Annotated in this window: 28 protein-coding genes; 13 read left to right on the forward strand and 15 right to left on the reverse strand. The window is 63.3% G+C overall.

Going from position 1 to position 24,826, the window contains the following annotated elements:
• Positions 1–45 precede the first annotated feature (45 nt).
• Complete coding sequence (locus FJ546_RS01550) at positions 46–1,062, reverse strand: polyprenyl synthetase family protein (RefSeq protein WP_019856937.1); 1,017 nt, start codon at positions 1,060–1,062, stop codon at positions 46–48.
• 204 nt (positions 1,063–1,266) lie between these two features.
• On the opposite strand from FJ546_RS01550, the gene FJ546_RS01555 reads away from it, so the two are divergent.
• From FJ546_RS01555 to moaB, 6 genes are all read left to right on the forward strand, one after another.
• The gene (locus tag FJ546_RS01555; protein WP_140888033.1) at positions 1,267–1,491 is read left to right on the forward strand and encodes a DUF2007 domain-containing protein; all 225 of its coding nucleotides are present in this window, start codon (positions 1,267–1,269) and stop codon (positions 1,489–1,491) included.
• Complete coding sequence (locus FJ546_RS01560) at positions 1,491–2,306, forward strand: tRNA1(Val) (adenine(37)-N6)-methyltransferase (protein ID WP_140887528.1); 816 nt, start codon at positions 1,491–1,493, stop codon at positions 2,304–2,306. Before FJ546_RS01555 ends, FJ546_RS01560 begins: the two co-directional genes overlap by 1 nt.
• Positions 2,307–2,385: 79 nt before the next feature.
• Positions 2,386–3,249: a S49 family peptidase gene (locus FJ546_RS01565; protein WP_140887529.1), complete on the forward strand. Its 864-nt coding sequence runs from the start codon at positions 2,386–2,388 to the stop codon at positions 3,247–3,249.
• A 139-nt stretch (positions 3,250–3,388) separates the two neighbouring features.
• Positions 3,389–3,574, forward strand: coding sequence for a hypothetical protein (locus tag FJ546_RS01570; protein ID WP_140887531.1), 186 nt, complete (start codon positions 3,389–3,391; stop codon positions 3,572–3,574).
• Positions 3,575–3,600: 26 nt separating this feature from the next.
• Positions 3,601–4,488: a 4-(cytidine 5'-diphospho)-2-C-methyl-D-erythritol kinase gene (locus FJ546_RS01575; protein ID WP_140887532.1), complete on the forward strand. Its 888-nt coding sequence runs from the start codon at positions 3,601–3,603 to the stop codon at positions 4,486–4,488.
• 1 nt (position 4,489) lies between these two features.
• Complete coding sequence (moaB, locus tag FJ546_RS01580; protein ID WP_140887534.1) at positions 4,490–5,035, forward strand: molybdenum cofactor biosynthesis protein B; 546 nt, start codon at positions 4,490–4,492, stop codon at positions 5,033–5,035.
• Between the two features lie 31 nt (positions 5,036–5,066).
• Here moaB and FJ546_RS01585 read toward each other — a convergent pair whose 3' ends face one another.
• Positions 5,067–6,041, reverse strand: coding sequence for a hypothetical protein (locus tag FJ546_RS01585; protein WP_140887535.1), 975 nt, complete (start codon positions 6,039–6,041; stop codon positions 5,067–5,069).
• A 137-nt stretch (positions 6,042–6,178) separates the two neighbouring features.
• Complete coding sequence (locus FJ546_RS01590) at positions 6,179–6,706, reverse strand: glycosyltransferase (RefSeq protein WP_140887537.1); 528 nt, start codon at positions 6,704–6,706, stop codon at positions 6,179–6,181.
• A 150-nt stretch (positions 6,707–6,856) separates the two neighbouring features.
• On the opposite strand from FJ546_RS01590, the gene FJ546_RS01595 reads away from it, so the two are divergent.
• Both FJ546_RS01595 and FJ546_RS01600 read left to right on the forward strand, forming a co-directional pair.
• Positions 6,857–8,011, forward strand: coding sequence for a PA0069 family radical SAM protein (locus FJ546_RS01595; protein WP_140888035.1), 1,155 nt, complete (start codon positions 6,857–6,859; stop codon positions 8,009–8,011).
• 151 nt (positions 8,012–8,162) lie between these two features.
• Complete coding sequence (locus FJ546_RS01600; protein ID WP_140887539.1) at positions 8,163–8,858, forward strand: ribonuclease HII; 696 nt, start codon at positions 8,163–8,165, stop codon at positions 8,856–8,858.
• Between the two features lie 145 nt (positions 8,859–9,003).
• Here FJ546_RS01600 and FJ546_RS01605 read toward each other — a convergent pair whose 3' ends face one another.
• The 7 genes from FJ546_RS01605 to FJ546_RS01635 form a co-directional block, all read right to left on the reverse strand.
• Entirely contained in the window at positions 9,004–9,495 is a 492-nt protein-coding gene (locus FJ546_RS01605) for a F0F1 ATP synthase subunit B (RefSeq protein ID WP_140887541.1), read from the reverse strand.
• Between the two features lie 10 nt (positions 9,496–9,505).
• Complete coding sequence (locus FJ546_RS01610; RefSeq protein ID WP_140887542.1) at positions 9,506–10,087, reverse strand: F0F1 ATP synthase subunit B; 582 nt, start codon at positions 10,085–10,087, stop codon at positions 9,506–9,508.
• Between the two features lie 62 nt (positions 10,088–10,149).
• Positions 10,150–10,374, reverse strand: coding sequence for a F0F1 ATP synthase subunit C (locus FJ546_RS01615; RefSeq protein ID WP_010914827.1), 225 nt, complete (start codon positions 10,372–10,374; stop codon positions 10,150–10,152).
• A gap of 64 nt (positions 10,375–10,438) precedes the next feature.
• Positions 10,439–11,197, reverse strand: a complete 759-nt coding sequence (locus FJ546_RS01620) for a F0F1 ATP synthase subunit A (protein WP_140887544.1) — start codon at positions 11,195–11,197, stop codon at positions 10,439–10,441.
• Positions 11,198–11,281: 84 nt separating this feature from the next.
• Positions 11,282–11,689, reverse strand: a complete 408-nt coding sequence (locus FJ546_RS01625; RefSeq protein ID WP_010914825.1) for an AtpZ/AtpI family protein — start codon at positions 11,687–11,689, stop codon at positions 11,282–11,284.
• Between the two features lie 256 nt (positions 11,690–11,945).
• Positions 11,946–13,130 (reverse strand): cell wall hydrolase, encoded by a 1,185-nt coding sequence (locus FJ546_RS01630; RefSeq protein ID WP_140887546.1) that lies wholly within the window; start codon positions 13,128–13,130, stop codon positions 11,946–11,948.
• A gap of 145 nt (positions 13,131–13,275) precedes the next feature.
• Entirely contained in the window at positions 13,276–14,568 is a 1,293-nt protein-coding gene (locus FJ546_RS01635) for an MFS transporter (RefSeq protein ID WP_140887548.1), read from the reverse strand.
• 120 nt (positions 14,569–14,688) lie between these two features.
• Here FJ546_RS01635 and FJ546_RS01640 point away from each other — a divergent pair, with 120 nt between their 5' ends.
• Positions 14,689–15,606, forward strand: coding sequence for a LysR substrate-binding domain-containing protein (locus tag FJ546_RS01640; protein ID WP_140887549.1), 918 nt, complete (start codon positions 14,689–14,691; stop codon positions 15,604–15,606).
• Between the two features lie 18 nt (positions 15,607–15,624).
• Here FJ546_RS01640 and der read toward each other — a convergent pair whose 3' ends face one another.
• A complete protein-coding gene (gene der, locus FJ546_RS01645) occupies positions 15,625–17,064 on the reverse strand; it encodes a ribosome biogenesis GTPase Der (RefSeq protein WP_140887551.1) in 1,440 nt (479 codons plus the stop codon).
• A 62-nt stretch (positions 17,065–17,126) separates the two neighbouring features.
• A complete protein-coding gene (locus FJ546_RS01650; RefSeq protein ID WP_140887553.1) occupies positions 17,127–17,792 on the reverse strand; it encodes a tetratricopeptide repeat protein in 666 nt (221 codons plus the stop codon).
• 215 nt (positions 17,793–18,007) lie between these two features.
• On the opposite strand from FJ546_RS01650, the gene FJ546_RS01655 reads away from it, so the two are divergent.
• Positions 18,008–19,015: a polysaccharide deacetylase gene (locus FJ546_RS01655; protein ID WP_140887554.1), complete on the forward strand. Its 1,008-nt coding sequence runs from the start codon at positions 18,008–18,010 to the stop codon at positions 19,013–19,015.
• 22 nt (positions 19,016–19,037) lie between these two features.
• Here the strand turns inward: FJ546_RS01655 and sbmA are convergent, their stop codons facing one another.
• The 3 genes from sbmA to FJ546_RS01670 form a co-directional block, all read right to left on the reverse strand.
• Positions 19,038–20,300 carry a peptide antibiotic transporter SbmA gene (gene sbmA, locus FJ546_RS01660; RefSeq protein WP_140887556.1) on the reverse strand — a complete coding sequence of 421 codons (1,263 nt, stop codon included), beginning with the start codon at positions 20,298–20,300 and terminating at the stop codon, positions 19,038–19,040.
• Positions 20,301–20,416: 116 nt separating this feature from the next.
• Positions 20,417–21,577 carry a YbfB/YjiJ family MFS transporter gene (locus tag FJ546_RS01665; RefSeq protein WP_140887558.1) on the reverse strand — a complete coding sequence of 387 codons (1,161 nt, stop codon included), beginning with the start codon at positions 21,575–21,577 and terminating at the stop codon, positions 20,417–20,419.
• Between the two features lie 115 nt (positions 21,578–21,692).
• A complete protein-coding gene (locus FJ546_RS01670; protein ID WP_140888037.1) occupies positions 21,693–21,917 on the reverse strand; it encodes a hypothetical protein in 225 nt (74 codons plus the stop codon).
• A 96-nt stretch (positions 21,918–22,013) separates the two neighbouring features.
• Between FJ546_RS01670 and FJ546_RS01675 the strand changes: the two genes are divergently transcribed.
• From FJ546_RS01675 to FJ546_RS01685, 3 genes are all read left to right on the forward strand, one after another.
• A complete protein-coding gene (locus FJ546_RS01675; protein WP_140887559.1) occupies positions 22,014–22,928 on the forward strand; it encodes a LysR substrate-binding domain-containing protein in 915 nt (304 codons plus the stop codon).
• Positions 22,929–23,112: 184 nt separating this feature from the next.
• Positions 23,113–24,369: an aminopeptidase gene (locus tag FJ546_RS01680; protein ID WP_140887561.1), complete on the forward strand. Its 1,257-nt coding sequence runs from the start codon at positions 23,113–23,115 to the stop codon at positions 24,367–24,369.
• Positions 24,370–24,392: 23 nt separating this feature from the next.
• A complete protein-coding gene (locus FJ546_RS01685) occupies positions 24,393–24,749 on the forward strand; it encodes a DUF488 domain-containing protein (protein WP_140887562.1) in 357 nt (118 codons plus the stop codon).
• Positions 24,750–24,826 lie beyond the last annotated feature (77 nt).

Here is a 24,826-nt window from a genome sequence, read left to right on the forward strand (position 1 = left end):
CCCCAGTACAAAGCGACGGGGAAATTCGGAGAAAAGTCGGCCTTCTCAGTTCACCCGGCTGATGCAGAAATCGATGACGTCGATCAGCGCCGATTTCTGCGGCGTTTCTTCCAGCGGCGCCAGTGCGTCGCGGGCGATCTCGCCGAAATGGCGGGCGCGCCCGATCGTGTCGGCGATGGCGCCGTGACGGGTCATCAGGCCGATCGCCTTTTCCAGGCCCGCGTCGTCGACGACATTGTCCTCGATGGCGCGCTTCCAGAAAGTGCGCTCGGCCTTGGTGCCGCGCCGGTAGGCGAGGATGACCGGCAAGGTCACCTTGCCCTCGCGGAAATCGTCGCCGACATTCTTGCCCAGGTCCTTGCTGGTGCCGCCATAATCCAGCGCATCGTCGATGAGCTGGAAGGCAAGCCCGAGATTCATGCCGTAGGAGCGTAGTGCTGCGCGATCATTGCGGGTCGCCTGGGCGATGACCGGTCCAACTTCGGCGGCGGCCGAAAACAACGCGGCTGTCTTGGCCTTGATGACGGCGAAGTGCTCATCCTCGGTGGTTTCGAGGTTCTTGGCGGCGGCGAGTTGCATGACCTCGCCCTCGGCAATGATCGAGGCGGCGCTCGACAGGATGTCGAGCGCTTCGAGCGAGCCGACATCGACCATCATGCGGAAGGCCTGGCCAAGCAGGAAATCGCCCACTAGCACGCTTGCCTGGTTGCCCCAGATCATACGGGCGGTCTTCTTGCCACGGCGCATGCCGCTTTCGTCAACGACGTCGTCGTGCAGCAAAGTCGCGGTATGCATGAACTCGACCGAGGTGGCGAGCTTGACATGGCCTTCGCCGGCATAGCCGAACATCTGCGCGGCGGCGAGCGTCAGCATCGGCCTGAGCCGCTTGCCGCCGGACGAGATCAGATGGTTGGCGACCTCCGGAATCATCTCGACGTCGGAGCCGGCCTTGGACAGGATCAATTCGTTGACGCGTCCCATGTCGGCCGCCGTCAGATCGATCAGATCCTTGATGGAGGCGGGCTCCCGCTTCCCGTTTTCGATGTTGAGAACGACACCCACGACAATAACTCCCGTCTTGTTATAACGCGTGCGACGGCACCCTTAGTCCCGATACGGACTCTAGGGCGGCGGACACGGCCACGGCAAGTGGCGAATTGGCGCGGCGGCGGTGACAGCCTGTTAACGATCCTGGATGGAGCCAAGGCTCTGCCGCCGAATCCTCTGCCCGTTTACATCAATGGCGCAAACTGCGAGTTTCATACGATGATAGAGCTTGTCCGCACCAACGATGCCGTGATCATCTCCTTCGTCGAATCGCTGATGCGCGACGCCGGTATCGCTTGCTTTGTCGCCGATCAGAATATGAGCATTCTCGAAGGTTCGATCGGGCTTTTGCAGAAGCGCGTCATGGTCGACGCCGACCAGGCCGATGTCGCTCGTCGCATCCTCAGGGACGCCGGCATCGCTAACGAGATCCGCACAAAATAATGTCGGCCGCGCCAGCCGCCCCTGCCCTTGACACCCTTGGCCCGGACACGCCGGCCCATACGGTCGATGCCTTCCATCGCGGCCGGTTCTGGCTCGTCCAGCCCAAGCATGGCGGCCACCGCGCCGGCATGGATGCGATGATGCTGGCAGCGTCCGTGCCATCCGTCTTTGGCGGACGTCTCGCCGATTTCGGCGCCGGCGCCGGCGCTGCCGGCCTGGCGGTGCTGTCGCGCTGCCCGGCTGCCCGGGCCGTTCTGGTCGAACGCGCACCGGAAATGGCCGCCTTCGCATCGGCCACCGTTGCTCACCCCGGCAATGCGCATCTCAGCGATCGTGCATCCGTGCTCGTCGCCGACGTCACGGTTTCAGGCCAGGCCCGGGTGGCGGCAGGTCTGGCCGACAACGACTTCGACTATGTCATCATGAACCCGCCCTTCAACGCAGCCAGGGACCGCGCCACGCCTGACCGGCTGCGAAAGGAAGCCCATGTCATGGAGGACGGGCTGTTCGAAAGCTGGATCCGCAGCGCGGCAGCGGTGGTCAGGCCGCGCGGCGGGCTTGCCGTCATCGCGCGGCCCGAACAGCTCGGCGCCATTCTCGACGCGATGTCAGGCCGTTTCGGCGATGCCGAGATGCTGGCGGTGCACCCTCGCCCCGACGCAGCGGCGATCCGTATCATTGTGCGGGCAGCGCTCGGCGCGCGCGGAAAGCTTGCCATCCGTCCGCCTTTGATGCTTCACGCGCAATCGGGCAACGGCCCCGACGAGCGCAGCGAAATGATTGCCAACGGTCTCGCCTCGCTGTTTGGAGATTGAGCTATTCCTCGCCGCCGCATTGCCGTTGGCCGGGAAATCCCTACATGCCTGCAACCCATCGACCGGAGACCGCGCCCTCGTGAAACGCCTTTTCAACCGCCTGCTGCCGAAATCCTGGCGCTCCACCGTCGTCACCATTCCGGTCATCCGGCTGCACGGCACGATCATGGCCGGTGGCGGCCAGTTCCGGCCGACCCTGTCGCTCGCCTCCACCGCCGGGCTGATCGAAAAGGCGTTTTCCTTCGACGCGCCGGCGGTCGCCATCTCGATCAATTCGCCCGGCGGCTCGCCGGTGCAGTCGCGGCTGATCTTCAGGCGCATCCGCGACCTGGCTGTTGAAAAGAACAAAAAGGTGCTGGTCTTCGTCGAGGATGTCGCGGCCTCGGGCGGCTACATGATCGCGGTCGCAGGCGACGAGATTTTTGCCGATCCCTCCTCCATCGTCGGCTCCATCGGTGTGGTCTCGGCCTCGTTCGGCTTTCCCGAACTGATGAAGAAGATCGGCGTCGAGCGCCGTGTCCACACCGCAGGCCAGAACAAGGCGGTGCTCGATCCGTTCAAGCCCGAGAAAAAGGAAGACGTGGAACGGCTGAAGGCGCTGCAGCTCGAGGTGCACGAAACCTTCATCGATCTGGTCAAGGAGCGGCGCGGCACGAAGCTGAAGGACGATCCGGATCTGTTCACCGGCCTGTTCTGGACCGGCAAGAAAGGCCTGGAACTCGGCCTCGTCGATGCACTCGGCGACATGCGCTCGGTGCTGAAGATCCGGTTTGGCGCGAAGACCCAGCTCAGGCTGATCACCGCGCCGCGCGGTTTCCTCGGTCGTTTCGGCCTGTTCGGCTCAAGCAAGGGCTTTTCAGCGCCCGATATCGCCGCTGCCGCCGCCAGCGGCGTCATCGATGCGGCGGAAGAGCGCGCATTGTGGGCTCGCTTCGGGCTTTGAAAACCGCGCAAAACCGTCTAGCATGAAGGCTTGAAGTCCATGCATGCCGTTTTCCCAAAACCGGACACAGTTTTGGGCGACATGCATAAACCGACCCGACCGGCCGCCTTCGCCGGCCCAGCGTGGTAGGAGTTGTGACATGCCGCAGATCATCTTCTTAGCTGTCGTTGGCGTCGCCGCCTATTTTGGCTACCGCACTTTCATCCGGGAAGCCGAGCGTGTGACGGCCAAGGTGCGGCGCACCGAAAAGCAGGCGGCCAATGGCGCGATGGGAACGCTGGTCAAGGACCCGAAGACCGGCGAATACCGGCTGGCCAAGGACTGAGCATCATCCCCTATACGACGGACGCCGTGGACACCGAGATCGGTTCGTGCATCTGGCACGCGCATGCCAAGATCAATCTGGCGCTGCACGTCACCGGCAGGCGTGCTGACGGCTACCATCTGATCGACAGTCTGGCGGTGTTCACACGCTTTGGCGACCGGGTCGAGATCGCGCTCGCCGACAGCGACAATTTCACCGTGTCCGGCCGTTATGCGCCGGCGGTTCCGCTCGACGCCAGCAATCTTGTGCTCAAGGCGCGCGACGCCTTGCGACGGGAGGCTGGCCTCTCACGGACCCCGCCCGTCTCCATAAAACTGGAAAAGAACCTGCCGGTTGCCTCCGGCGTCGGCGGCGGGTCGAGCGATGCGGCGGCCGTGTTGCGCGGACTGGCACAGACATGGACCTTGGATATGGACGACGCCGGCCTGGCGCGGATCGGCCTTTCGCTTGGCGCCGACGTGCCGATGTGTCTGGCGGCAAAGCCACTGGTGGCGCGCGGCATTGGTGACGAGTTGTCGATGGTACCGGACTTTTCGGCGCTGGGACTGGTGCTGGTCAATCCAGGGACGCCGGTGTCGACGGCGGATGTCTTCGCGGCCCTGTCCCGCCGCGACAGCGAGCCGCTGCCGCCGCTGCCGCGCAGCATCGATTTTCACAGCCTGCGCAACTGGCTGGAGATTACCCGCAACGATCTGGAGCCGGCAGCCCTTGCACTGCAGCCCGCCATTGGCAGGGCCCTGTCATGGCTCGATAAGGCCGGGTCGGGGTTTTCACGCATGTCGGGATCGGGCGCGACATGTTTCGGCCTGTTCGAGACCGGCAACGTCGCCAAGCGCGCGGCTGCCGAGATCCGCGGCCGCCAGCCCGACTGGTTCGTCGCGGCGACGCGCAGCATGCCATCGGAGGCTGAGTGACATGGCTGGGATCAACGAGAGCCGTTCCTTCATTCCGGTGGGTATCGCGGTGCTGACGGTTTCGGACACGCGCGGCCTTGCCGATGACAAATCCGGACAGACGCTGGCCGACCGTATCACCGAGGCCGGTCACATCCTGGCCGCCCGCGACATCGTCACGGACGACCGCGACAAGATCCGCGACACGGTGCTGGCATGGTCGCGGGACAAGGCCATCGATGTCGTCATCACCACCGGCGGCACCGGCTTTACCGGGCGCGACGTGACACCGGAGGCGCTGGAGCCGATCTTCGAAAAGCGCATGGACGGCTTTTCGGAAGTGTTCCACCGTATCTCCTACGACAAGATCGGCACCTCGACGATCCAGAGCCGGGCGACCGCAGGCGTCGTCAACGCCACCTTCGTCTTCGTGCTGCCGGGCTCGCCCGGGGCCTGCAAGGATGCCTGGGACGGCATCCTCAAGGCGCAGCTCGACTACCGCCACATGCCCTGCAACTTCGTCGAGATCATGCCTCGCCTGGACGAACATCTGCGGCGCGGGAAGTAATACGCGCAATTGCGCTTCCAACAGTCCGCCTTCAGCGAATGACCGGTTCGCCATGAAAGCGCCGGCGCGAGGGGCGTGAGACGCCGAAGCCGACTTCCATCATCAGCCGCGGCGTGCGCGTCGGCACGGTGCCCATGTGAAAGCCGAACGGATCCTCGACGAAGCCGAGGCCTGCTTCGCCGGTCAGCGTCACCGGGCTGTGCTCGCCATAGACGTCCAGCACCTCCTGGGCGGGATGGCCGACCAGCAGGGTCAACTGATGCTTGATGGCGCGGCGCCTGTGGCTGCCCCTGACATAGACATGCGGACCGGTGTCGGCATCGACCGGCTTGAGGTAGAAGAAGAACTTCAGCATGCGCCAGTCGTCGAGGTCGAAATGATACTTGCCGAGCGAGGCAAGGTTCTTGTCGGCGTCCGAGGCTTTGCCGGTCGGAAAACTCCACCAGACGCGCGTCGTGATCAGCTTCGCCTGAGCGCCGAGGTAGTGCGCTGCAATGTCGAGAAGCAGCGGATCGCGCTGTATGGCGAGTGCCGCCGGGCAGTCGAGGATGCGTTCGAAATAGTGCCCGCTGAGCAGAGAGCGGCCCAGGCGTTTCTCGGCCTGCGCATGGTCGCCCGGCATGAATTCGAGACGGCGGTCGAAATTGCCGAAGCACGGCGTGCGCCCGGCGAAATCCGCGATCTCTTCATGGATCTCCGGCGGCAGGATGAGGCCTGAGAACAGGCCGTCGGAACGCAGCGCATCGACCGCCGCCGCCCGCTCGACACCTGCGAACATCGTATCCCCGACATTGTCGGCAGGAAGGGAGCGTTTTGCGCCCAACCAATGCGTCCGGCGCCCAGCCATGGTGCGCGCCAGCATGAACATCGGCAACCAGGCAGGGTTTTCGCGCAGGTCCGTGAGATAGGTCGGAATGCGCACGGCAATACGCCGCAACAGGCTGCCATTGCGCGCAACGGCCTCGAGACTGGCGGCACCGGAATTGTCGGGGGTTGAAAGCGTCATCGGGTCCTCGTCCATGACACCGATGCCGCATCGATGCCCACCACTCGCATGACCCAAACCCAATTCACCCACCTCGGGAAGGCTAACCGGGCGTCAGATTTTGTGCAATGCACAATGAGCAGAGCAGATGCAAAAAATCATTTCGGCGCGCGGTGTTGCTGCTTCGGCGGCGCCACCCAGATCTCGGCCTCGAGCTTCTTCGTCGCAAGGCCGCGCGCTAGCGCCTCGGCGCTGCTGGCACTCTTTGACAGCGATGCGGCCTGGCGCTTGCTGATCACCAGCCCGTCGGCGAGCGCACGGTTTCCCGAAAAGACCCTGGCCAGGAAGGGCGTTCGGCTGCCCCGCGCGCGCGAAAACCGCGCCGCCATGGTTTGCCTCACCGTGTGGGCGACGACCGCGTCGGTCCAGCCCTCCACCAGCCGCGCGCCCGGCTCCAGCAGCAACAGCCAATCACCCTTGGCCTGCCTTATCCCGGCGGCGATACCGCCGCTTGCCACATAGTGGCAGCCGGCATGCTCGGCGACATGATGCGTCTGGTCGGTGGAGCCGGTGTCGCAGACGACAACCTCGCGCACCATGCCCTCGACTGCGCCGCCAATCAGCGAGCCAAGCGTGCGGGCGAGAGCCTCCTCGTCATTGCGGGTTTCGATGAGAACACTGAGCATATTTAGCCGAATAGCGGAAAGCCGCGCACAGCGCCAGTTTTTGCGGCGCAGCATAAAAAGTTCTTGCTTTGTTCTCATCAACAAAATAGGAATAATTCCATGAACAGAGCGATTCGAAACAACATGGACAGTCCCTGGGAGCGGGCCAAGATGGAACCGATCGTGCGCGCCGACATTGCAGCCTTCGGGGCAGGACGAGCCGAAATGGCCAATGCGATGATCGAGCAGAGCGGCATGCGTATCCGTCCGGACCGCAACCGCGGCCGGTCGGCGGGCATCAATCCGTCCGGCCGCTTCGAACCGGTCAGCCGGCATGTCTTCGACGATGGTTGGAGTTCGCTGGAGGAACTGCCGCCGTTCAAGACCGAGGTGCAGGTGGAAAAGCCGCGCACCATCATCACCCGCAACGAATCGCCTGATATCTCCTTCGACCGCTCGATCAACCCCTATCGCGGCTGCGAACATGGCTGCGTCTATTGCTTTGCCCGGCCGACGCATGCGTTCATGGGCCTGTCGCCGGGGCTGGATTTCGAATCCAAACTGTTCGCCAAGCCGGATGCGGCGCGGCTGCTCGACAAGGAACTGTCCAAGGACGGCTACCAGCCGCGCACCATCGCCATCGGCACCAACACCGACCCCTACCAGCCGATCGAAAAGCAGTACCGGATCATGCGCGAGATCCTCGAAGTGCTGGAAGCGCGCGGCCATCCGGTCGGCATCGTCACCAAATCCGCCCTGGTGACGCGCGACATCGACATATTGTCGCGCATGGCCGAACGCGGACTGGCCAAGGTGGCGCTGTCGGTGACGACAATGGACCGCATGCTGGCCAGGACGATGGAGCCCCGCGCGTCGACGCCGACCAAGCGGCTGGAGGCGATCCGGCAGCTTTCTGACGCCGGCATTCCGGCTTCGGTCATGGTGGCGCCGATCATCCCCGGCCTCACCGACCAGGAGATGGAGCGGATACTCGATTCGGCTTACGCCGCCGGCGCGCGCGAGGCCGGTTACGTCGTGCTGCGCCTGCCGCTGGAGGTCAGCCCGATCTTCAAGGACTGGCTGCTTCGCCACTATCCCGACCGCTATCGCCACGTGATGTCGCTGATCCGGTCGATGCGCGACGGCAAGGATTATGATTCGGAATGGGGCAAGCGCATGAAGGGCGCCGGACCCTACGCCTGGCAGATCGGCCGCCGCTTCGAAATTACCGCCAAGCGGCTCGGCCTCAATATCGAACGGCGCACGCTGCGCACCGACCAGTTCATCGCCGCCGGAAAGGACCAGGAGCAGTTGATGCTGCTGTGAGACTGCAATTCGCCGCGGCGGTTTGAGCTGCCACGGCAAGGAATCCCGTCCGGCCTGCCCCGGCCTGCAGACGGTGCCCTCCCGGTCCGGCGCCCCACCCGACCCGGAGGGACTTGCGGAGAATCGGAGCCGATGCGAACCTCGCCGCAACATGGCTCGCGCGCGTTCCGATTCTCCGCTTCTCTTCGAAATCGTCGAGAAACCCGATTTCTCCTTCGAAACGAAGGCGATGGCCGACGGGTTGTGGCCGGTCGCCGGGATGGACGAGGCCGGCCGCGGTCCTTTGGCCGGACCGGTCGTCGCGGCGGCTGTCGTTCTCGATCCCGCCAACATCCCCGAAGGCCTCGACGATTCCAAACGTCTCAGCCATTTGCAGCGCGAGGCGCTGTTCCTGCGCATTCTCGGCTCCGCGCAGGCGGTTTCGATGGCGTCGATCAGCGCCGAAGGCATCGACGGCAGCAATATCCTCAAGGCCAGCCTCGAGGCGATGCGCCGCGCTTTGGTCGGGCTGTCGGTTCGCCCGAAGCTCGCACTTGCCGATGGCCGCGACGTGCCGCCAGGACTGCCATGCGACGGACGCGCACTGATCAAGGGCGACCAGCGCTCGCAGTCGATCGCCGCCGCCTCCATCGTCGCCAAGGTGATGCGCGACCGCATGATGTGCGGCTGCGGCAGCCACCACGACCGCTACGGCTTCGAGGTCCATATGGGCTACGCCACGGCCCGGCACCGCACGGCGATCGAGACGCTTGGCCCGGTGGCACGGCTGCACCGCATTTCGTTCGCGCCGTTCAGGCTGGGCGGGGCTGAGGTGGTTGAGGAAGAGAGCCTGGCCGGGCTGGACTGAGCCGAACTGATTATCTCTCGGGCGCAGGCGGCGGTAAGGGCCAATCTCCCCCCTCGTGGGGGAGATTGGCAGCTTCGGCGCATCTCCCAACAAAAAAGCCGCCTGGTTGCCCAGGCGGCTTTTTTGAGTTCCAAATGCTGTCAGCTCAGTTCAGCTTGGCCTTCACATCCGCGAGCGAAGCCTTGAACAGGTCGGCTCCGGCCTTGACGTCGACCTTGGCGGCGAGCAGCGCGCGGGCGGCTTCGACGGCGATGTCGACGGCACTGGCGCGCACTTCGGCGACCGCGTCACGCTCGGCCTGACCGATCTTCTGCTCGGCAAGTGCCGTGCGCCGGGCAACATACTCTTCGGTCTTCTTGTGCGCTTCGGTGGCGAGCATTTCGGCTTCGCGCTTAGCGGCCGCGACGATGTCCGCAGCCTCCTGCTCGGCTTCCTTGCGCTTCTTCTTGTACTGGCCGAGCAATTGCTGGGCCTCGTCGCGCAGCTTGCGTGCCTCGTCGAGTTCGCTGCTGATCCTGGCAGCGCGGGCGTCGAGCGCCTTGGCGATAAGACCGGGCACCTTGATGTAGATGGCGACGCCCAGGAAGATGATCAGGGCAATCGTGGCCCAGAGCGTTGCGAGAGATGTAGCGTCCATGATGCGCTCCTCACCGGGCCACGGATTTGACCGCGGCCGCGATCTCGGCCTTGCTGGCCTTGCCGCCGACCAGGGCCTCGACGATCGCCGAAGCAGTGTCCTCGGCGATGCCGCCGACTTCCTTCATGGCGTTGGCCTTGATGGAAGAAATGCGCGCCTCGGCCTCGCCAAGCTTCTCGTCGAGCGCGGCCTCGATCTTCTTGCGCGCGGTCTCGGCTTCCGCCTTGGCTGCATCCGCGGCCTGCTGGCCGATCGAGTTGGCGTTCTTCTTGGCTTCCGCCAGTTCCTGCTCGTAGGCAGCAACGGCGGCGTCGGCCTCGCCCTTCAGCTTGCTCGCCTGATCGAGGTCCTGGCTGATGCGATCGTTGCGGACATCGATGATACCGCCAATGCGCGGCATCGCTACCTTCTTCAAGAAGAGGTAGAACAGCCCGAAGGTGATCGCCAGCCACAGAAGCTGCGACGGAAACGTCGCAGGATCGAATGGCGGGAACGTGCCGTGCGCTTCGGCAGGCACACCTGTGACGGAATGCGTGTCGCCTCCCGTCACGGCGGGCGCGGTCTCTTCCGCAAAGGCAGATGTCACGAACATCTCATTCCCCCGTCCATAAGGTTAGGTCGCACCATGCGCCCCCCTTCGTCAGCCTGTGTTTCTTACTTGAACACCAGGAGCAGCGCGATCAGGAGCGAGAAGATGCCCAGAGCTTCGGTCACGGCGAAGCCGAAAATCAGGCGGCCGAACTGGCCATCGGCAGCCGACGGATTGCGCAGCGCGCCCGAGAGATAGCTGCCGAAGATGTTGCCCAGGCCGATGCCCGCGCCACCCATGCCCAGGCAAGCGATGCCGGCGCCGATTGCAGCTGCTGCATTTACTTCCATGTCAAACTCCTTGTGGTTCCGTTGTCGTTGCAGATTGTAGTTGGCGTCGTGCGCCGGTGAAAACTTAGTGGCTGGGATGCAGGGCGTCGTTGAGATACATGCAGGTCAACACCGCAAAGACGTAGGCCTGCAGGAAGGCGACCAGCAATTCAAGCGCCGTCAGCGCCACAGCCATGGCCAGCGGCAGGATCGAACCTGCCACGCCGACCGCGCCCAGCGCGGACAGGCTGACGACGAAGCCCGAAAACACCTTCAGCGTGATGTGGCCGGCCAACATGTTGGCGAACAGACGAACCGAGAGGCTGATGGGACGCGAGACGAAGGAAATCACCTCGATCGGAACGACAAGCACCATCATCACGAGAGGCACGCCTTTCGGCACGAAGAGTTTCAGGAAGCCAAGACCATGCTTCATGAAGCCGTAGACGATGACGGTGCCGATCACCAGGATGGCCAAGCCGAAGGTAACGATGATGTGGCTGGTGACGGTGAAGAAATAGGGGAACAGGCCGAGCAGATTGGCGACCAGCACGAACATGAACAGGGAGAACACAAGCGGGAAGAACTTCATGCCCTGCGTGCCGGCGGCGTCACGCAACATGTTTGCGACGAATTCGTAGGCCATCTCGGAGATCGACTGAAACCGGCCGGGAACCAGGCTGCGGCTCGATGTGGTCAGATAAAGGAACGCCGCCGCGACGATCACGGTCGCGACCATGAACAATGCCGAGTTCGTGAAGGACAGGTCGTAGCCGCCGATGTTAATCGGAATCAGCTTGATGATATGGAACTGGTGGATCGGATCGACCTTGTCAGCTGCCACGTTCTAACCCCGTCAATGCCGCGTACGGCCAAATTACCATCGCCGCGTGAGGGCGGCTATTTCCGAATGCCGCCTAAAAGACGGTCATTTGCTGTCGTCCCGGCCAGAGCGCGATTTATCGCCCTGTCCGAATTCTGCCACAACGCCTGCCGAACGCATGACATTGAGCACGCCGGCGCCAAAACCAAGCAGCAGGAAAACGATCAGGCCCCACGGCGATGTCCCCGCCATACGGTCGATGATCCAGCCGATGCCGGCGCCCACCACCACGCCAGCGATAAATTCACTGGAGAGTTTGACCGCCTGGCCATATCCGGCCGCACTGCCCGCTTTCGCGTCGTCTTTCCCCTCGAGCCGGTTCGGCAGCCTTGTCGCAAGCGATGCTTCAAGTTCACGCCGACGTCGCTCAAGATCGTCGTCGCGGATGTCAGGTTCATGCTGCTTGCCGCGGCCGGTTTCTCCGGTTCCGTCTGGCCTGCTTTTATCGGCCATCGCAACCCCCCTGCCCGGTCAGACCGTCACCGTCCGTCCGCTTCTAAAGTCGCCGGCAACATAGTTAGAGGGTTTGCGCCCGTCAAGCCACGGGCGGAAGATCATTGCCATGTATTTTAAGCAATAAAATCAATTGATTAGCGGGGTGCGACATCGTGCCCGCCGCGATGATGGGGATGCGCTGCGCGAATCCTCCCGGCAATGGCTGCCTGGTCGAGCCCGCGGCCGATGGAAAAGACCATCGGCTGGCGAGCTCTCAACTCCAGCCGCCGCCATAGGTGCGGTAGAAGATATGCAGGCCAATCTTCGTCATCTTCTGCATGGTGCGCGCCCAGCCCGGATGGACATATTGGGCATAGTAGTGGGTCGACGATCCGACCTCGGGAATGAATATCTTGCCGGCGGTGACGGCCATGGCGATATCCTGCGCGGTCTTGTAGGCGGCCGGGCTGTCGACGCTCTTCTTCCTGCCGTCGCAGGCGAAGGAGAACTGGCAGCGGTTGAACCAGCCGTCATTCTGATAGACGACGCCGCAGATCGAATTGGGATAGGCCGGATTGCGCACGCGGTTGAGGACGACCTGCGCAACGGCGGCCTGGCCGCGCACGGATTCGCTCCGCGCCTCGAAATAGATGCCGTTGGCCAAGCACTTTTGCTCAGGCTTGGAGAAGACGCTGGCCGGCAGCGGGTTCTGGATCCACCAATGGTCGCCCTTGGCCATCGGCGGGATGAAGCGGCCGCTGTTGGGCTGCTCATCCTGCAGCAGGGCTTCGAAGGGCGAGGCCTTGGCATAGTCCGGCTCGGATTGCGCATAGGCCGTCGCCAGAACATCGGGATGATCGTTGTTGACCAGGGCCGCAAGCATGGCCGGCACGCCGGGATCCGGCTTCTTGTCCTCACGCGCATGGAATTCCGCGGCGATCTGGATTTCCTTGCCTTTGATCTGCGGCTTGGCAAAAGCCATTTTCAGGCCGCCGTCCATGCTCGGCCGCATCAAAGAGGAGGTCCGCTGGAAGATCGAACCAGCATTGAAGTTCTTCGGCGGCGCAACGGGAGACACCTGGACGATGCGGCCCTTCTTGTCGGCGCGCACCACCCGATCCTCGTCGGGCGAGCCGCTGACCTTGCCGCCCTTGCCGCGAAACGACACGTTGCCGACGCCAGCCAGGTGAATACCCGATCCGGAGATCGAACCGGTGACATCGGAATCGACGAAGGGCATCTCGGCAGCATGGGTCGAACCAGCGACGGATCTCTCGACATAGGAATTCCAGCGCGCGGTCGGCGATTCGAGGCCGGAGACGAGGCTGGTCATGTCCTGGTAGGCGGCGACGGTCGGGAAGCCGATCCAGATGCCGAGGCCGATGATGAAAGGAGACACAAAATTGCGTTTCTTCTCACCGGCGGCGGCAACAAGCCGCTTCAAGACGCGTCGATGCACGGAACTCTCTCCAGGAACGCTACTGACCCCACTGGAGAGCAAAATGATGCATTAACCTTGATGGGACGTTAACGGGATCGATCGGGTTTTCTCAGTCGGCTCAAGGTCGTGGTTTCGAAGTCGGGCGGTTTTAGGGCCGGAGCGTTCAAGCTGGCGGCAGGAAGACCGGCCAGGCGACCAGCGCGCAGATGGCGGCAGACAGCCATACGCCTGACCATGACCAGAGGTGCAGCAGCCCGGGAATCGCCACCGGCACCAGGAAGAAGCCGACGAAGACGAAGGTGTTGGCCAGGCTGAGCGCGGTTCCGACATGGCCGGCGCCGGCCAGCGTGGCAAGCTCGGTATAGGCGACGCCGTGCCAGGCGGAAACCGAGATACCCGCAACAATCAGCACCAAGGGAAGGACGGCAATCAGCAAGGACTGGCCGCCCGGCACTGCGGGAGTGTTCAGAACCATCAGCCAAAGCACCAAAAAAGCCGACGCGCTGAGCGCACTCAACACGCGCAGAAACTGGCGGCGATTGCCATGGCGGTCGGTGAAGCGGCCGCTCCAGACGCGCATGACCATGGCGCCGATCTGCACGGCTGCGAGGCTCGCGCTGATCGCCGCCGTCCCCAGCCCGGCGAAGTCGTGCAGGAACACCGATGCGAAAGTGAGCACGGCCACCTGCGGGAAGCAGAGCAGGCCGATGGCGGTAGCGATGCGCCAGACCTCGATGTTGCGCAGCGGCGCCGGTCCAGCCATAGCCGACGCAGCGACGTGCCCCGCCTTCGGCGGCTCATGCAGCCAGCGCCAGGCAAACAGGGCGGAGAGAGCGGAGGCGCCGGCCAGCAGCGCGAACACCGCGGCAAAGCCGAAAGCCAAGGCGAGCGAAGGCAGGACAAGCGCGCCAAGGCCGCCGCCGAGTGGCACCGCCGTCTGCCTTATGCTCATGGCGAAACCGCGCTCGTTTTCCCGGAACCAGCCCATGATGGCACGGCCGCTCGAGCCATTGACGCTGCCGCCGAGCAGGCCGGTGAGGAGCAGGCTTGCCGACAGGAGCATGACATCGGGAACGCCTGACCTTGTCGGCACGACGAGCATGGCCATGGCAAGGAGCCAGGCCGCCGTCGCGCCAAGCCCGATCAGCAGCACGCGGCGGTCGCCCCAGCGATCGGTAAGCAAGCCCCAGGGCAATTCGCTGAGTGCAACGCCCAGGCCGAGAAGGCCGAGTGCCAGGCCAAGCTCGGCATTGCTCAGGTGATAGCCCTGACGAAGCACGACCGCCGTTGCCGGTATGCCGGAGAAGGTGGCCGAGAAGCTGGCGTTCGCAGCGACACCGATGCCCAGGACCTTCCAGCGGTGGCCCGGGCTGAATACCCTTCCGGTAGGGCCGGCAGCACTGCCTCCCAGGGCTTTCTGCGTGTCTTGGTCGGTGCAGCCGACGATGGAGGACATGGTTTCATTTCCCGTGGTGGTCCAGTCGCCTGGACCTTGACGGCATTTCCCTAGCGCCATAAGTTCGTCCTTAAAATCAGGAAGTTTTTTACTATCAATCCTGAAAAGCAGGACGTTTCCATGCGACGCGTAACCTTCGACCTCGACGTTCTCCGCAGTTTCGTTACCGGCATGGAGCTGGGCAGCTTTGCCAAGGCCGCCGACCGGCTTGGCCGGTCCACCTCGGCGGTCAGCGCGCAATTGAAGAAACTGGAAGAGCAGGCAGCGACGCCGATCTTCCGCAAATCGGGGCGTGGGCTGGCCTTGACGGAGGCCGGCGAGACCATGCTCGGCTATGCGCGGCGGCTGCTCGAGCTGAATGACGAGGCGGCGGCGGCGATCCATGATGTCGAACTCGAAGGCTGGGTGCGGCTCGGCCTGCAGGAGGACTTTGGCGAGGCGGTGCTGCCCGACGTGCTCGGCCGCTTCGCCCGCGCCCACCCCAAGGTCAAGATCGAGGCCAGGATCGCGCGCAGCCACGAGCTTGCCGACAGGGTGATGTCAGGCAGCCTCGACATCGCCCTCGCCTGGCACAGCGGCCAGACGCTGCCCTACAGCGAGCATGTCGCCGATGTTCCCATGCGCTGGATCGGCCCGGCAAAGCGCATCGAGACCAGCCTGCGCGACGGCGAACCGCTGCCGCTGGTGGCGCTCGAGGCGCCATGCCTTTTGCGCACGGTGGCGACCGAGACGCTCGACCGCGCCGGGCTGCCCTGGCGCATGGCTTTCTCCAGCCCGAGCCTTGGCGGCATCTGGGCGGCCGTGGCGGCTGGCCTGGGGCTGACGATCCGCACCGATATCGGCCTGCCGGCCAGCGTCAGTGCGATGACGCCGGAGATTGCCGGTCTGCCGGCACTGCCCAAGATGGCGTTGTTCCTGCACCGCCGGGATGCCGAACCCGAGCCGGTGGCGGCCCGCCTCGCCGCCATATTGCTGGAGGCGGCGCGGCAGGCCTTGCCGGGCAATGCGCGGACTGCCGGCTTGCGTGCGGTCGCCTGATCGGACGAGCACTGAGGCTCAGCCGCGTTTCTTGGCCCGGCCGGCGAAGGGATTGTCGGAGGTGCGCAGCGCGATGCGGATCGGCACGCCCGGCATGTCGAAGGCTTCGCGCAGGCTGTTGGAGAGATAGCGCACATAGGATTGCGGCATCGCATCCGGACGCGAGCACTGGACAACAAAACCCGGCGGCCGCGTCTTGGCCTGGGTGACGTATTTGACCTTCAGCCGGCGCCCAGCAACGGCGGGCGGCGGATGATGCGCCAGTATGGCTTCCAGCCAGCGGTTGAGCTTGCCGGTCGAAACGCGGCTGTTCCAGACCTTGTGGGTCCGCAGCACCGCATCCATCAACTTGTCGAGGCCGCGCCCGGTCTCGGCCGAGACCGGCACCGCCTGGATGCCGCGCACCTGCGGCAGCAGCCGCTCGGTCTTCTCGCGCAGTTCCGCCAGAAGCTCCTGCGGATGATCGATCAGGTCCCATTTGTTGAAGGCGATCACCGGCGCCCGTCCCTCGCGGATGATCAGGTCGGCGATCTGCAGATCCTGCTTCTCGAAGGGAATGGTGGCATCGAGTACGATGATGACGATCTCGGCGAAGCGGATAGCGCGCAAGCCGTCCTGCACCGACATCACTTCCAGTTTTTCGTGGATCCTCGCCTTGCGACGCATGCCGGCCGTGTCGAACAGCTTCAGCCGGCGGCCATGCCAATCCCAGTCGACGGAGATCGAATCGCGGGTGATGCCGGCTTCCGGTCCGGTTAGCAGCCGCTCCTCGCCGATCAGCGCATTGATCAGCGTCGACTTGCCGGCGTTCGGGCGGCCGACGACAGCTATGCGCATCGGCTTGGTTTCGTCGTAAGTGTGCACATCCTCGGCGTCAGGGTCGGCAATATCCTCGCCGATCAGCACCTCGGTGGCGGCGATCTCGTCGTCTTCGCCCTCTTCGTCCTCACCGAAAGCGCGCGCCTCGCCGAGTGCGGCGATCACCGCATCGCGCAGATCTGGCATGCCCTGGCCATGTTCGGCGGAAACCGGGATCGGCTCGCCAAGTCCAAGCTCCCAGGCTTCCAGCATGCCGCCCTGCGCGCCTTTGGCCTCGGCCTTGTTTGCGACCAGCACGACCGGCTTGCCGGACTTGCGCACGATCTCGGCGAAGGTCCTGTCATCCGGCAGCAGGCCGGACTTGGCATCGATGGTGAAGAAGATCAGGTCGGCTTCGTGGATGGCGATCTCGGTCTGCGCGCGCATGCGGCCGGGCAATGTCGATGCGCCGGCGTCCTCGAAACCGGCTGTGTCGATGACGTCGAAATGCAGATCGTAAAGCTTGGCGGCATGGACGCGACGGTCGCGGGTGACGCCCGGCGTGTCGTCGACAAGCGCGAGCTTCCTTCCCACCAGCCGATTGAAAAGGGTCGATTTGCCGACGTTAGGTCTGCCGATGATGGCGACTTTGAAGGTCATACGGTCCTACAATCATGCATGTCGTTGTCCCAAAACCGCTGCACACTTTGGGCGACATGCATTTACGAGGCATTGCCCGAGCCGCGGATCAGCTCGGACATCAGCGTTGCCCGCTCGCGGATGTTGCGCGGGGCGCCGTCATCGGCGGCGATCTGGTCGAACAGCTTCAACGCGTCCTGGGTCTTGCCTTCCTTCCAGGCGGCAAGGCCGAGCGCCTCGCGCGCCGTGTGGCGCAGCGTGTTGGTGTCCGACGTCAGCGCCTCGACGCGGCTGGACACGTCGGCGAAGGAACCGTGGTCGACGAGCAGCAGCGCTGCCCTGAGCCGCGCCATGTCGCGAATGCCCTGGGGAATGGCGGTGTCGGCGGCGACATCGTCGAAATCCTTGACGGCGGCAGCAGTGTCGCCCTTGCTCGCCTTGACCGTGGCGGCTCGCATGCGGGCAAGCAGCGGATAGGCGCCGTAGCCATCCTTTTCCAGCTGGTCGAGCGCGGCCAGCGCCTCGTCGTTCTTACCGTCATTGGCCAGCTTCAGCGCCTGCGAGAAGGCATCGCCGGAGCGGTTGGCACGCGTCTCGTCCCAATAGCGATAGCCGACGAAGGCGGCGGTGCCGAGCACCACGAGGATCGCGATGACGAGCAAGGCCGGGCCGAAACGGTCCCACAGCTTCTGCGCCTGCTCGCGACGCATCTCGTCGTTGACTTCACGAATAAAACTGTCGTCGGACATCAATCAAAACCATTCCTGCCCCGGGCCGGGGCGGCTCATGAGCCCGCGTTTTAGCGAAATTTTGTCGGCATGGAAGGGGTTCGGCCGGAAAATCGCCTATTCCCACCGGGCAAACGGATGTTTGCCCGGGCAAACCGGCAAAAAGCCTAATCGCACCCATGCCACATTTCGGGGATAGCCGGCTTGCTGACCGCCCGGAGCCTGTAAGTTTGCCGATGCCTTGTTTGTCCCGCGTTGCCGCGTTTTCGCTTGTCTCGCTCGCCACCGCCGGCGTGGCCCTGGCCGATCCGCCCGCGCGGCCAATGCCGGCAAAACCGAAGCAGGTGGTGATCATCTCCTTCGACAGCGCTCGCGACATCTCGCAGTGGAAGCGCAGCCGTGCTCTGGCGGAGCGCACCGGCGCGCATTTCACCTATTTCCTCTCCTGCGTCTTCCTGCTGTCGCCAGAGACACGCAAGGAATACACCGCACCAGGCAAAACAGCCGGCAAATCCAACATCGGCTTTGCCGCTTCCAAGCAGGAAGTGGCCGAGCGGCTCGAGCAGATCGGCCTTGCCAGGCACGAAGGCCACGATATCGCCAGCCATGCCTGCGGCCATTTCGACGGCAAGGACTGGAGCAAGGCCGACTGGCTGAAAGAATTCGCCTCGTTCAGACACATTCTCGAGAACGCCTATGCAATCAACGGCATCGCGCCTGAGCCCGCCGGCTGGCGCGATTTCGCATGGCATGCCGTGATCGGTTTCCGCGCGCCGTATCTGTCGGCCAGCAAGGCGCTTTACGAGGCCTTGCCTGCCGCCGGCTACGAATTCGACGCCAGCGGCGTCTCGCAAGGTCCTGCCCAGCCGCCGACCGTCGGCGGCATCACCCGCTTTTCACTGCCGCAGATCCCAGAAGGACCGAAATCCAGGCCGGTAATCGCCATGGATTACAATCTCTATGTCAGGCATTCTGGCGGTTTCGAGCGGCCGAGCATGGCGGACGAGTTCGCCAACCGGACCTATCAGGCCTTTCGCGCTGCCTTCGACGCGCAGTATCAGGGCAAGCGCATTCCGCTGGAACTCGGCTTCCATTTCACGCTGATGAATGACGGCGCCTACTGGAACGCGCTGGAGCGCTTTGCCGGCGAGGTCTGCGTCAAGGCCGATGTCGAATGCATCAGTTTTCGCGACTACGTTTCGCGGCAGGCTGCCAGCCAGAAGCAGGCCTCGGTTGGCGGCTGAGCCGCCAACGCCCTTTCCAACATCAGGCCGGATCGGGTTCTTTTGCCTGGCGCTCCATGAAACGACGGTCAATGTCGGGGAGTGGCTCACCTTCCAAAGTCGCCTCGAAAGCGCGCAAGCGTTTATAGATTGAGGTGAGAACCACAATCTCACTCCAAGAATTAACCAGATATTGAAATGAAGATCGCACCTGATCAAAGGAATTTAAAATCTGATTCAGTGCGCCAAGCTTGATCTTTCCTGCAACCATCGTGGGGACGAGAACTATATATGGAAATATATTATCAATCTGCAAGTAGAATATTCTAGCAATATTGAAATAGACGTAGTGAAAATAGAGGCGGAAATAGTTTTTCCGAACATTGAGGAACAGCTCGGCAACGGTCTGGGGAAGCGCACGGGCCGCATCATCCTCACCATAAACAAGTTCCTTGCGATAGGCAGCCTCTACACGCTGATTGCGAAACTCTAGTCCTGGCAGCTTGATCCCAACCAGCCAAAGGAAAGTCGTTCCGAAGATCGACCAGAGGATTGCAACCACCACAAGCGAATGCGGCACCTCGCCTACGAGTGGCAGCTCCGTGACGGTTCCGGAAAAGTGCATCAGCAGCGGTAAGAATGCGACCAATGTCATGATCGAACTCACTAAGCTAACCCCGAGACCTTCCATCATATTGGAAAACCGCATCGTATCATCCTGGACACGCTGCGACGCACCCTCAATGTGGCGCAGCCTTCCCCAATGGGTCATGTAGTAATCGTTCATCGCGGTGCGCCAGCGGAATATCCAATGACTGACGAAGAACCTATTGAGGACTCCGACAGTAACCGCCACAAGCGCTATCCACGTAATCGTCAAAAGCTGCGAGTAGAAATCCCATGGGGTGGTCGAAAATGGCGTACCAAGGGCCTTCTGGATCAAGTCATAGAACGGGCCGTACCAATCGTTGAAAGCGACACTCACCTGAACCTGATAATAGATCACAAAAAGAATTAACGACGATCCAAGAATGGACCAATTCTGCCAAGGATGTGGGCGATACCACGCCCAGAAACCGTAAAAAACCAGAACCACCACGGCGAAATATAGGTAGAACCAAAGAAACGGCTTGGACCAAAAGACCGACACACCAACGATCTTTGCGACATCCGGCGCGGCGGGCGGCAGTCCAAAAACCGCACCCAATTGCTCGCCGCCGAAAAACCAGAACAGGATTGCGGCAAGACTCCAGAGGGCGGCCGAGGTGAAAAACAGCTTCGGCTGCGGGAAGAAGGATACAAACACTGTCAGGGATTCCTTGGTCGGTGCGCAAATCGGCTGATGTCAGCGGGCATAAAGTCACACATTAGGGGGAAAGAAAATGCCCGTGCCCGATGCCCGGCGCAGAGCAAGACCGCAAATCATGGCGATTTTGGCACGGCCGACCATGTGATGGCGCCGGAGACCACCAGCATGGCCGCGGCGACGATCGAAGCGAGGAAGAAATCGCCTGACATCTGCGCCAAAAGGCCTGCGGCGATCGGGCCGATGATCTGGCCCAGGCCGAACGACGCCGTCATCAAGGCAAAGATGCGCCGGGGCGCCTGCGGCGCCTGCTGCCGCGCGGCCTGCAGGCCAAGCGCGGTGATGGCGATGAAGGTGCCGCCGAGCAGCAGACCGCCAAGCAGCGGTCCTAAATATCCGCCAAGCGCCACGCTGGCGGTGACGCCGATCACTTCTATGAGACATGCCAGCGCATAAGCGGCATTGAGCCCGACTCTCCCGGCTATCTTCTGCCACAACCAGGCCGAGGGAAAGCCGGCAAGGCCGGCGACCAGCCAGACCATGGCCTCGAAGACGCGGCTGCCGCCGCCCTGGCGGACGATGGCGACAAGGAACGTCGCCGTCACCACATAGCCAAAGCCAAACAGGCCGTAGGCGATGATGATCTTCATCAGCGACCGGTCTTTCGGCAGGGCCGGTTCACGGACGGCTTGGCCGTTGGCGAGCGGGCCTTCGTTCACCAGCAGCGCCACGAGCACGAAGCCACAAGCCGAAATCGCCGCCGACCACAACCAGCCCGCCGCCCAGCCGGCATGCTCGGTCACCAGCACCGCCATCATCACCGCGGAGATCGCGATGCCGAGGCCGACGCCGCCAAAATGCCAGGCCTGCAGGTCGCCGCGACCGGCGGCATTGATATGGCTGAAAACGATGCTGGCCATGAAGACCATGACGAAGGCGCTGGCCAGACCGGCCAGAAAGCGGATGAGGAGAAAGGCGGCCATGGCGTCGGTCAGTCCCATCAACCCGGCAAGGATGGTGCTGGCGCCAAGACCGCCCAGCATCAGCAGACGCTCGTGCCCATGCGCCCAGCCGCCCGCCGCCATAAACGCGCCGACGAGATAGCCGAGATAGTTGGCGGACGCGATCCATCCGACGTTGGCCGGCGACAGATGCAGTTCCTCCATCATGCCGGGCAGGATCGGCGTGTAGACGAAGCGGCCGATGCCCATGGCCACCGCCATTGCAATCATGCCGGCGAGGGTGAAGCGCAGTGCTGTTGAGGTGGCCGATCTCATTGCAGCGCACAATAAATGCAGGGATCGCTGAAACAATCCGCCATCAGTTGGGCCAGTGCGTGCGGAGAGGCTCGACCGGTTCGACTTCAAGTTAAGCCGAAGGCGCGTCCTCGGCTCAGCAGCGCCCACCCAAACCGGCGTGCAACGAAGCGGTCTCGTGCACCGTTCGCCGCGCCGTCAGCCTGAACGGCACGTCGCCCAATTCACGCTCCGACATGGTGTTCAGCACAGGATGCGACAGAGGATCGGTCAGCCATGTCTGCGTGTCGTTCTGCGCCCCCGCGCCATACGGCGTGCCCGCGGCAAACAGAACCTTCAGCGACGACAACAGCCTTAACATTTCCGGCTCCTCGGATCTGGCTCCCATCGATAAAGTCTGCCGTTCAGGCGTCTCTTTCAATTGAGATTTCAGCCGGATCGGTTTAGAAAATCTCAAATGGCCATGCTCAACCGCGTTCATCTCAACGGCCTTCGCGCCGTCGAAACCGTAGCTCGTCTCGGCTCGCTGGCGGCCGCCGCCGCCGAACTCAATGTTTCCGTCAGCGCCGTCAGCCAGCAGATAAGCCGCACCGAAAAGCAGCTCGGCCAGGCGCTGTTCGAGCGCACGGGGAGCGGTCTGGTGCTGACCGAGTTCGGCGCCGTCTTCGCGCCCCGCCTCGGCGCTGGATTTCGTGAGCTTGCCCAGGCCGTGGCGCTGGCCGACGAAGCGAGCCAATGCACCTTGGTCGTCTCGGCGGCGCCAGCCTTCGCTTCGAAATGGCTGCTGCCCAGGCTGTCGCATCACTTCGACCGCCATCCCAATGTGCTGTTGCGCATCGACGCGTCGGTGCGGTTGGCCAATCTCGACCATTCCGACGTCGACATCGCCATCCGGCTTGGCGACGGCAAATGGTCCGGCGGACAGGCCGAACTGCTCCTGGCGCAGGAAGTGTTCCCGGTCTGCGCACCCGACATCGCCCGGAAACTGAAATCGATCGAGGACCTTGCGCAGACCTGCGCCATTACCGACGAGCGGGCGATGATCAACTGGGAGAGCTGGTTCGCGGCCGCCGGTGTCGCGCCCGTCACCTTCCAGAAAGGCGCGCGCTTCACGGACCCGATGCTGTGCCTGGAATCGGCGATTGCCGGCCATGGCGTGATGCTGGGCTGGCAGTTGCTGACGGCGGATGCGCTGGCCGACGGGCGGCTGGTGGCGCCGTTCGGCATCCGCGCCCAGAGCGGGCTCGGCTATTGGCTGGTGACCGCGTCGGCCAAGACGGAAGCCCGCAAGGTCCGGGATTTCAAGGCCTGGATCAAGGAAGAGATCGAGGCGACGATGGCGCAGTTCGGATCAATGGAAAGCGCGGCATAGAGCCTTTTCGTCCCAACGGAATCGGGATGGGGCCCTGTCTCCTTTGGTCGACCATGATCTTATCCGAAAACCGGTTCCCGCTTTTCGGGACCACGGCTGAACTGGCCCAGCGCGATCGAGGTGGAAAGGCGGGTGGCGCCGGTCTATGTAAGGTATCGGACCTCACATCACGGCAGGCAGGATCATGACCACACATTCGCGCGGCGTTTCCGCAACGATCGACCCGGTGAAACTCGACAGGCTGGCGGAAGTCGCCATCAAGGTCGGCCTGCAATTGCAGCCCGGCCAGGATCTGGTACTGACCTCGTCGATCGCGGCATTGCCGCTGACCAGGCGCATCGTCGAGCACGCCTACAAGGCCGGTGCCGGTCTGGTGACGCCGATCTTCAACGATGACGAGATGACGCTGGCGCGCTACCGCTTCGGCGCCGACGCCAGCTTCGACCGCGCCGCCGGCTGGCTCTACGAAGGCATGGCGAAGGCTTTTTCCAACAATGCCGCCAGGCTTGCCGTGCGCGGCGAGGATCCGTCGCTCCTGTCGGCGCAGGACCCGGCAAAAGTGGCGCGCGCCAACAAGGCCAATTCCATGGCCTACCAGCCGGCGCTGGAAAAGATCACCGGTTTCGACATCAACTGGAACATCGTCGCCTATCCTGACCTCGCCTGGGCCAAGCAAGTGTTTCCCGATGACGCCGACGATGTCGCGGTGGCGAAGCTCGCCGACGCGATCTTCGCGGCGTCGCGGGTCGACGTGGAAGACCCGATCGGCAACTGGAAGGCGCACAATGCCGCGCTGCGCGGCCGCACCGGGTGGCTCAACGGCCATAATTTCCATGCGCTGCACTTCACCGGACCCGGCACCGACCTGACGGTCGGGCTGGCGGACGGCCATGAATGGATGGGCGGCGCCTCGACCGCCAAAAACGGCATCACCTGCAATCCCAACATCCCGACCGAGGAGGTCTTCACCACGCCGCATGCCAGGCGCGTCGAGGGCCATGTCTCCTCGACCAAGCCGCTGTCCTACCAGGGAACGCTGATCGACGAGATTTCGGTGCGTTTCGAGGAAGGCAGGATCGTCGAGGCCAAGGCGTCGAAGGGCGAGGATGTGCTGAAGAAGGTGCTCGACACCGACGAGGGCGCACGGCGGCTCGGCGAGGTGGCGCTGGTGCCGCATTCCTCGCCGATCTCGGCCAGCGGACTGTTGTTCTTCAACACGCTGTTCGACGAAAACGCCGCCTGCCACATCGCGCTCGGCCAGTGTTATTCCAAATGCTTCGTCGACGGCGCTTCGCTCAGCCAGGACGAGATCGCCGCGCGCGGCGGCAACAAGAGTTTCATCCACATCGACTGGATGATCGGCTCGGACAAGATCGACATTGACGGCGTCCACAAGGACGGCAGCCGCGTGCCGGTGAAGCGCAAGGGCGAGTGGGCCTGAGAGGTTCGGCGTAGGGAGGTCGAATGGCGTTCGACCTGATGGTCAAGCGGATTTACGAGCCGCCCGCTGCCGATGACGGGCAGCGGGTGCTGGTCGATCGCATCTGGCCGCGCGGCGTCAGCAAGGAGCATGCCGCGCTGGCGCTGTGGCTGAAGGAGATCGCGCCGAGCGACGCGTTGCGGAAGTGGTTCGGGCACGAGCCTGAGCGCTGGGCGGAGTTCCAGAAACGCTATCGCGTCGAGTTGGATCGGAATGACGAAGCGGTGACGCAACTGCGCGACCTGCTTCGCGCGGGCAAGGTAACGCTGCTCTACGGCGCCCATGACGAGGCGCACAACAATGCGGTGGCGCTGGCGGAGTATTTGAGCGGGAGAGGCTGAGGCGGCCATAACTTTCTGAGGCCGGCGGGACAGCGCTCCCCTCTGTCCTGCCGGACATCTCCCCACAAGGGGGGAGA

It is taken from the genome of Mesorhizobium sp. B2-4-19 (assembly GCF_006441315.1).
Classification (GTDB): domain Bacteria; phylum Pseudomonadota; class Alphaproteobacteria; order Rhizobiales; family Rhizobiaceae; genus Mesorhizobium.

Excerpts from the sequence above, each read along its gene's own strand:
- FJ546_RS01650 (WP_140887553.1), bottom strand. The coding sequence starts at position 17,792 with ATGTCCGACGACAGTTTTATTCGTGAAGTCAACGACGAGATGCGTCGC.
- FJ546_RS01585 (WP_140887535.1), bottom strand. The coding sequence starts at position 6,041 with ATGACGCTTTCAACCCCCGACAATTCCGGTGCCGCCAGTCTCGAGGCC.
- FJ546_RS01610 (WP_140887542.1), bottom strand. The coding sequence starts at position 10,087 with ATGTTCGTGACATCTGCCTTTGCGGAAGAGACCGCGCCCGCCGTGACG.
- FJ546_RS01685 (WP_140887562.1), top strand. The coding sequence starts at position 24,393 with ATGGCGTTCGACCTGATGGTCAAGCGGATTTACGAGCCGCCCGCTGCC.
- moaB (WP_140887534.1), top strand. The coding sequence starts at position 4,490 with ATGGCTGGGATCAACGAGAGCCGTTCCTTCATTCCGGTGGGTATCGCG.
- FJ546_RS01590 (WP_140887537.1), bottom strand. The coding sequence starts at position 6,706 with ATGCTCAGTGTTCTCATCGAAACCCGCAATGACGAGGAGGCTCTCGCC.
- FJ546_RS01665 (WP_140887558.1), bottom strand. The coding sequence starts at position 21,577 with ATGAGATCGGCCACCTCAACAGCACTGCGCTTCACCCTCGCCGGCATG.
- FJ546_RS01670 (WP_140888037.1), bottom strand. The coding sequence starts at position 21,917 with ATGTTAAGGCTGTTGTCGTCGCTGAAGGTTCTGTTTGCCGCGGGCACG.
- FJ546_RS01560 (WP_140887528.1), top strand. The coding sequence starts at position 1,491 with ATGTCGGCCGCGCCAGCCGCCCCTGCCCTTGACACCCTTGGCCCGGAC.
- FJ546_RS01615 (WP_010914827.1), bottom strand. The coding sequence starts at position 10,374 with ATGGAAGTAAATGCAGCAGCTGCAATCGGCGCCGGCATCGCTTGCCTG.
- FJ546_RS01555 (WP_140888033.1), top strand. The coding sequence starts at position 1,267 with ATGATAGAGCTTGTCCGCACCAACGATGCCGTGATCATCTCCTTCGTC.
- FJ546_RS01605 (WP_140887541.1), bottom strand. The coding sequence starts at position 9,495 with ATGGACGCTACATCTCTCGCAACGCTCTGGGCCACGATTGCCCTGATC.
- FJ546_RS01655 (WP_140887554.1), top strand. The coding sequence starts at position 18,008 with ATGCCTTGTTTGTCCCGCGTTGCCGCGTTTTCGCTTGTCTCGCTCGCC.
- FJ546_RS01675 (WP_140887559.1), top strand. The coding sequence starts at position 22,014 with ATGGCCATGCTCAACCGCGTTCATCTCAACGGCCTTCGCGCCGTCGAA.
- FJ546_RS01595 (WP_140888035.1), top strand. The coding sequence starts at position 6,857 with ATGGAACCGATCGTGCGCGCCGACATTGCAGCCTTCGGGGCAGGACGA.
- FJ546_RS01625 (WP_010914825.1), bottom strand. The coding sequence starts at position 11,689 with ATGGCCGATAAAAGCAGGCCAGACGGAACCGGAGAAACCGGCCGCGGC.
- der (WP_140887551.1), bottom strand. The coding sequence starts at position 17,064 with ATGACCTTCAAAGTCGCCATCATCGGCAGACCTAACGTCGGCAAATCG.
- FJ546_RS01680 (WP_140887561.1), top strand. The coding sequence starts at position 23,113 with ATGACCACACATTCGCGCGGCGTTTCCGCAACGATCGACCCGGTGAAA.
- FJ546_RS01640 (WP_140887549.1), top strand. The coding sequence starts at position 14,689 with ATGCGACGCGTAACCTTCGACCTCGACGTTCTCCGCAGTTTCGTTACC.
- FJ546_RS01635 (WP_140887548.1), bottom strand. The coding sequence starts at position 14,568 with ATGTCCTCCATCGTCGGCTGCACCGACCAAGACACGCAGAAAGCCCTG.
- FJ546_RS01600 (WP_140887539.1), top strand. The coding sequence starts at position 8,163 with ATGGCTCGCGCGCGTTCCGATTCTCCGCTTCTCTTCGAAATCGTCGAG.
- FJ546_RS01570 (WP_140887531.1), top strand. The coding sequence starts at position 3,389 with ATGCCGCAGATCATCTTCTTAGCTGTCGTTGGCGTCGCCGCCTATTTT.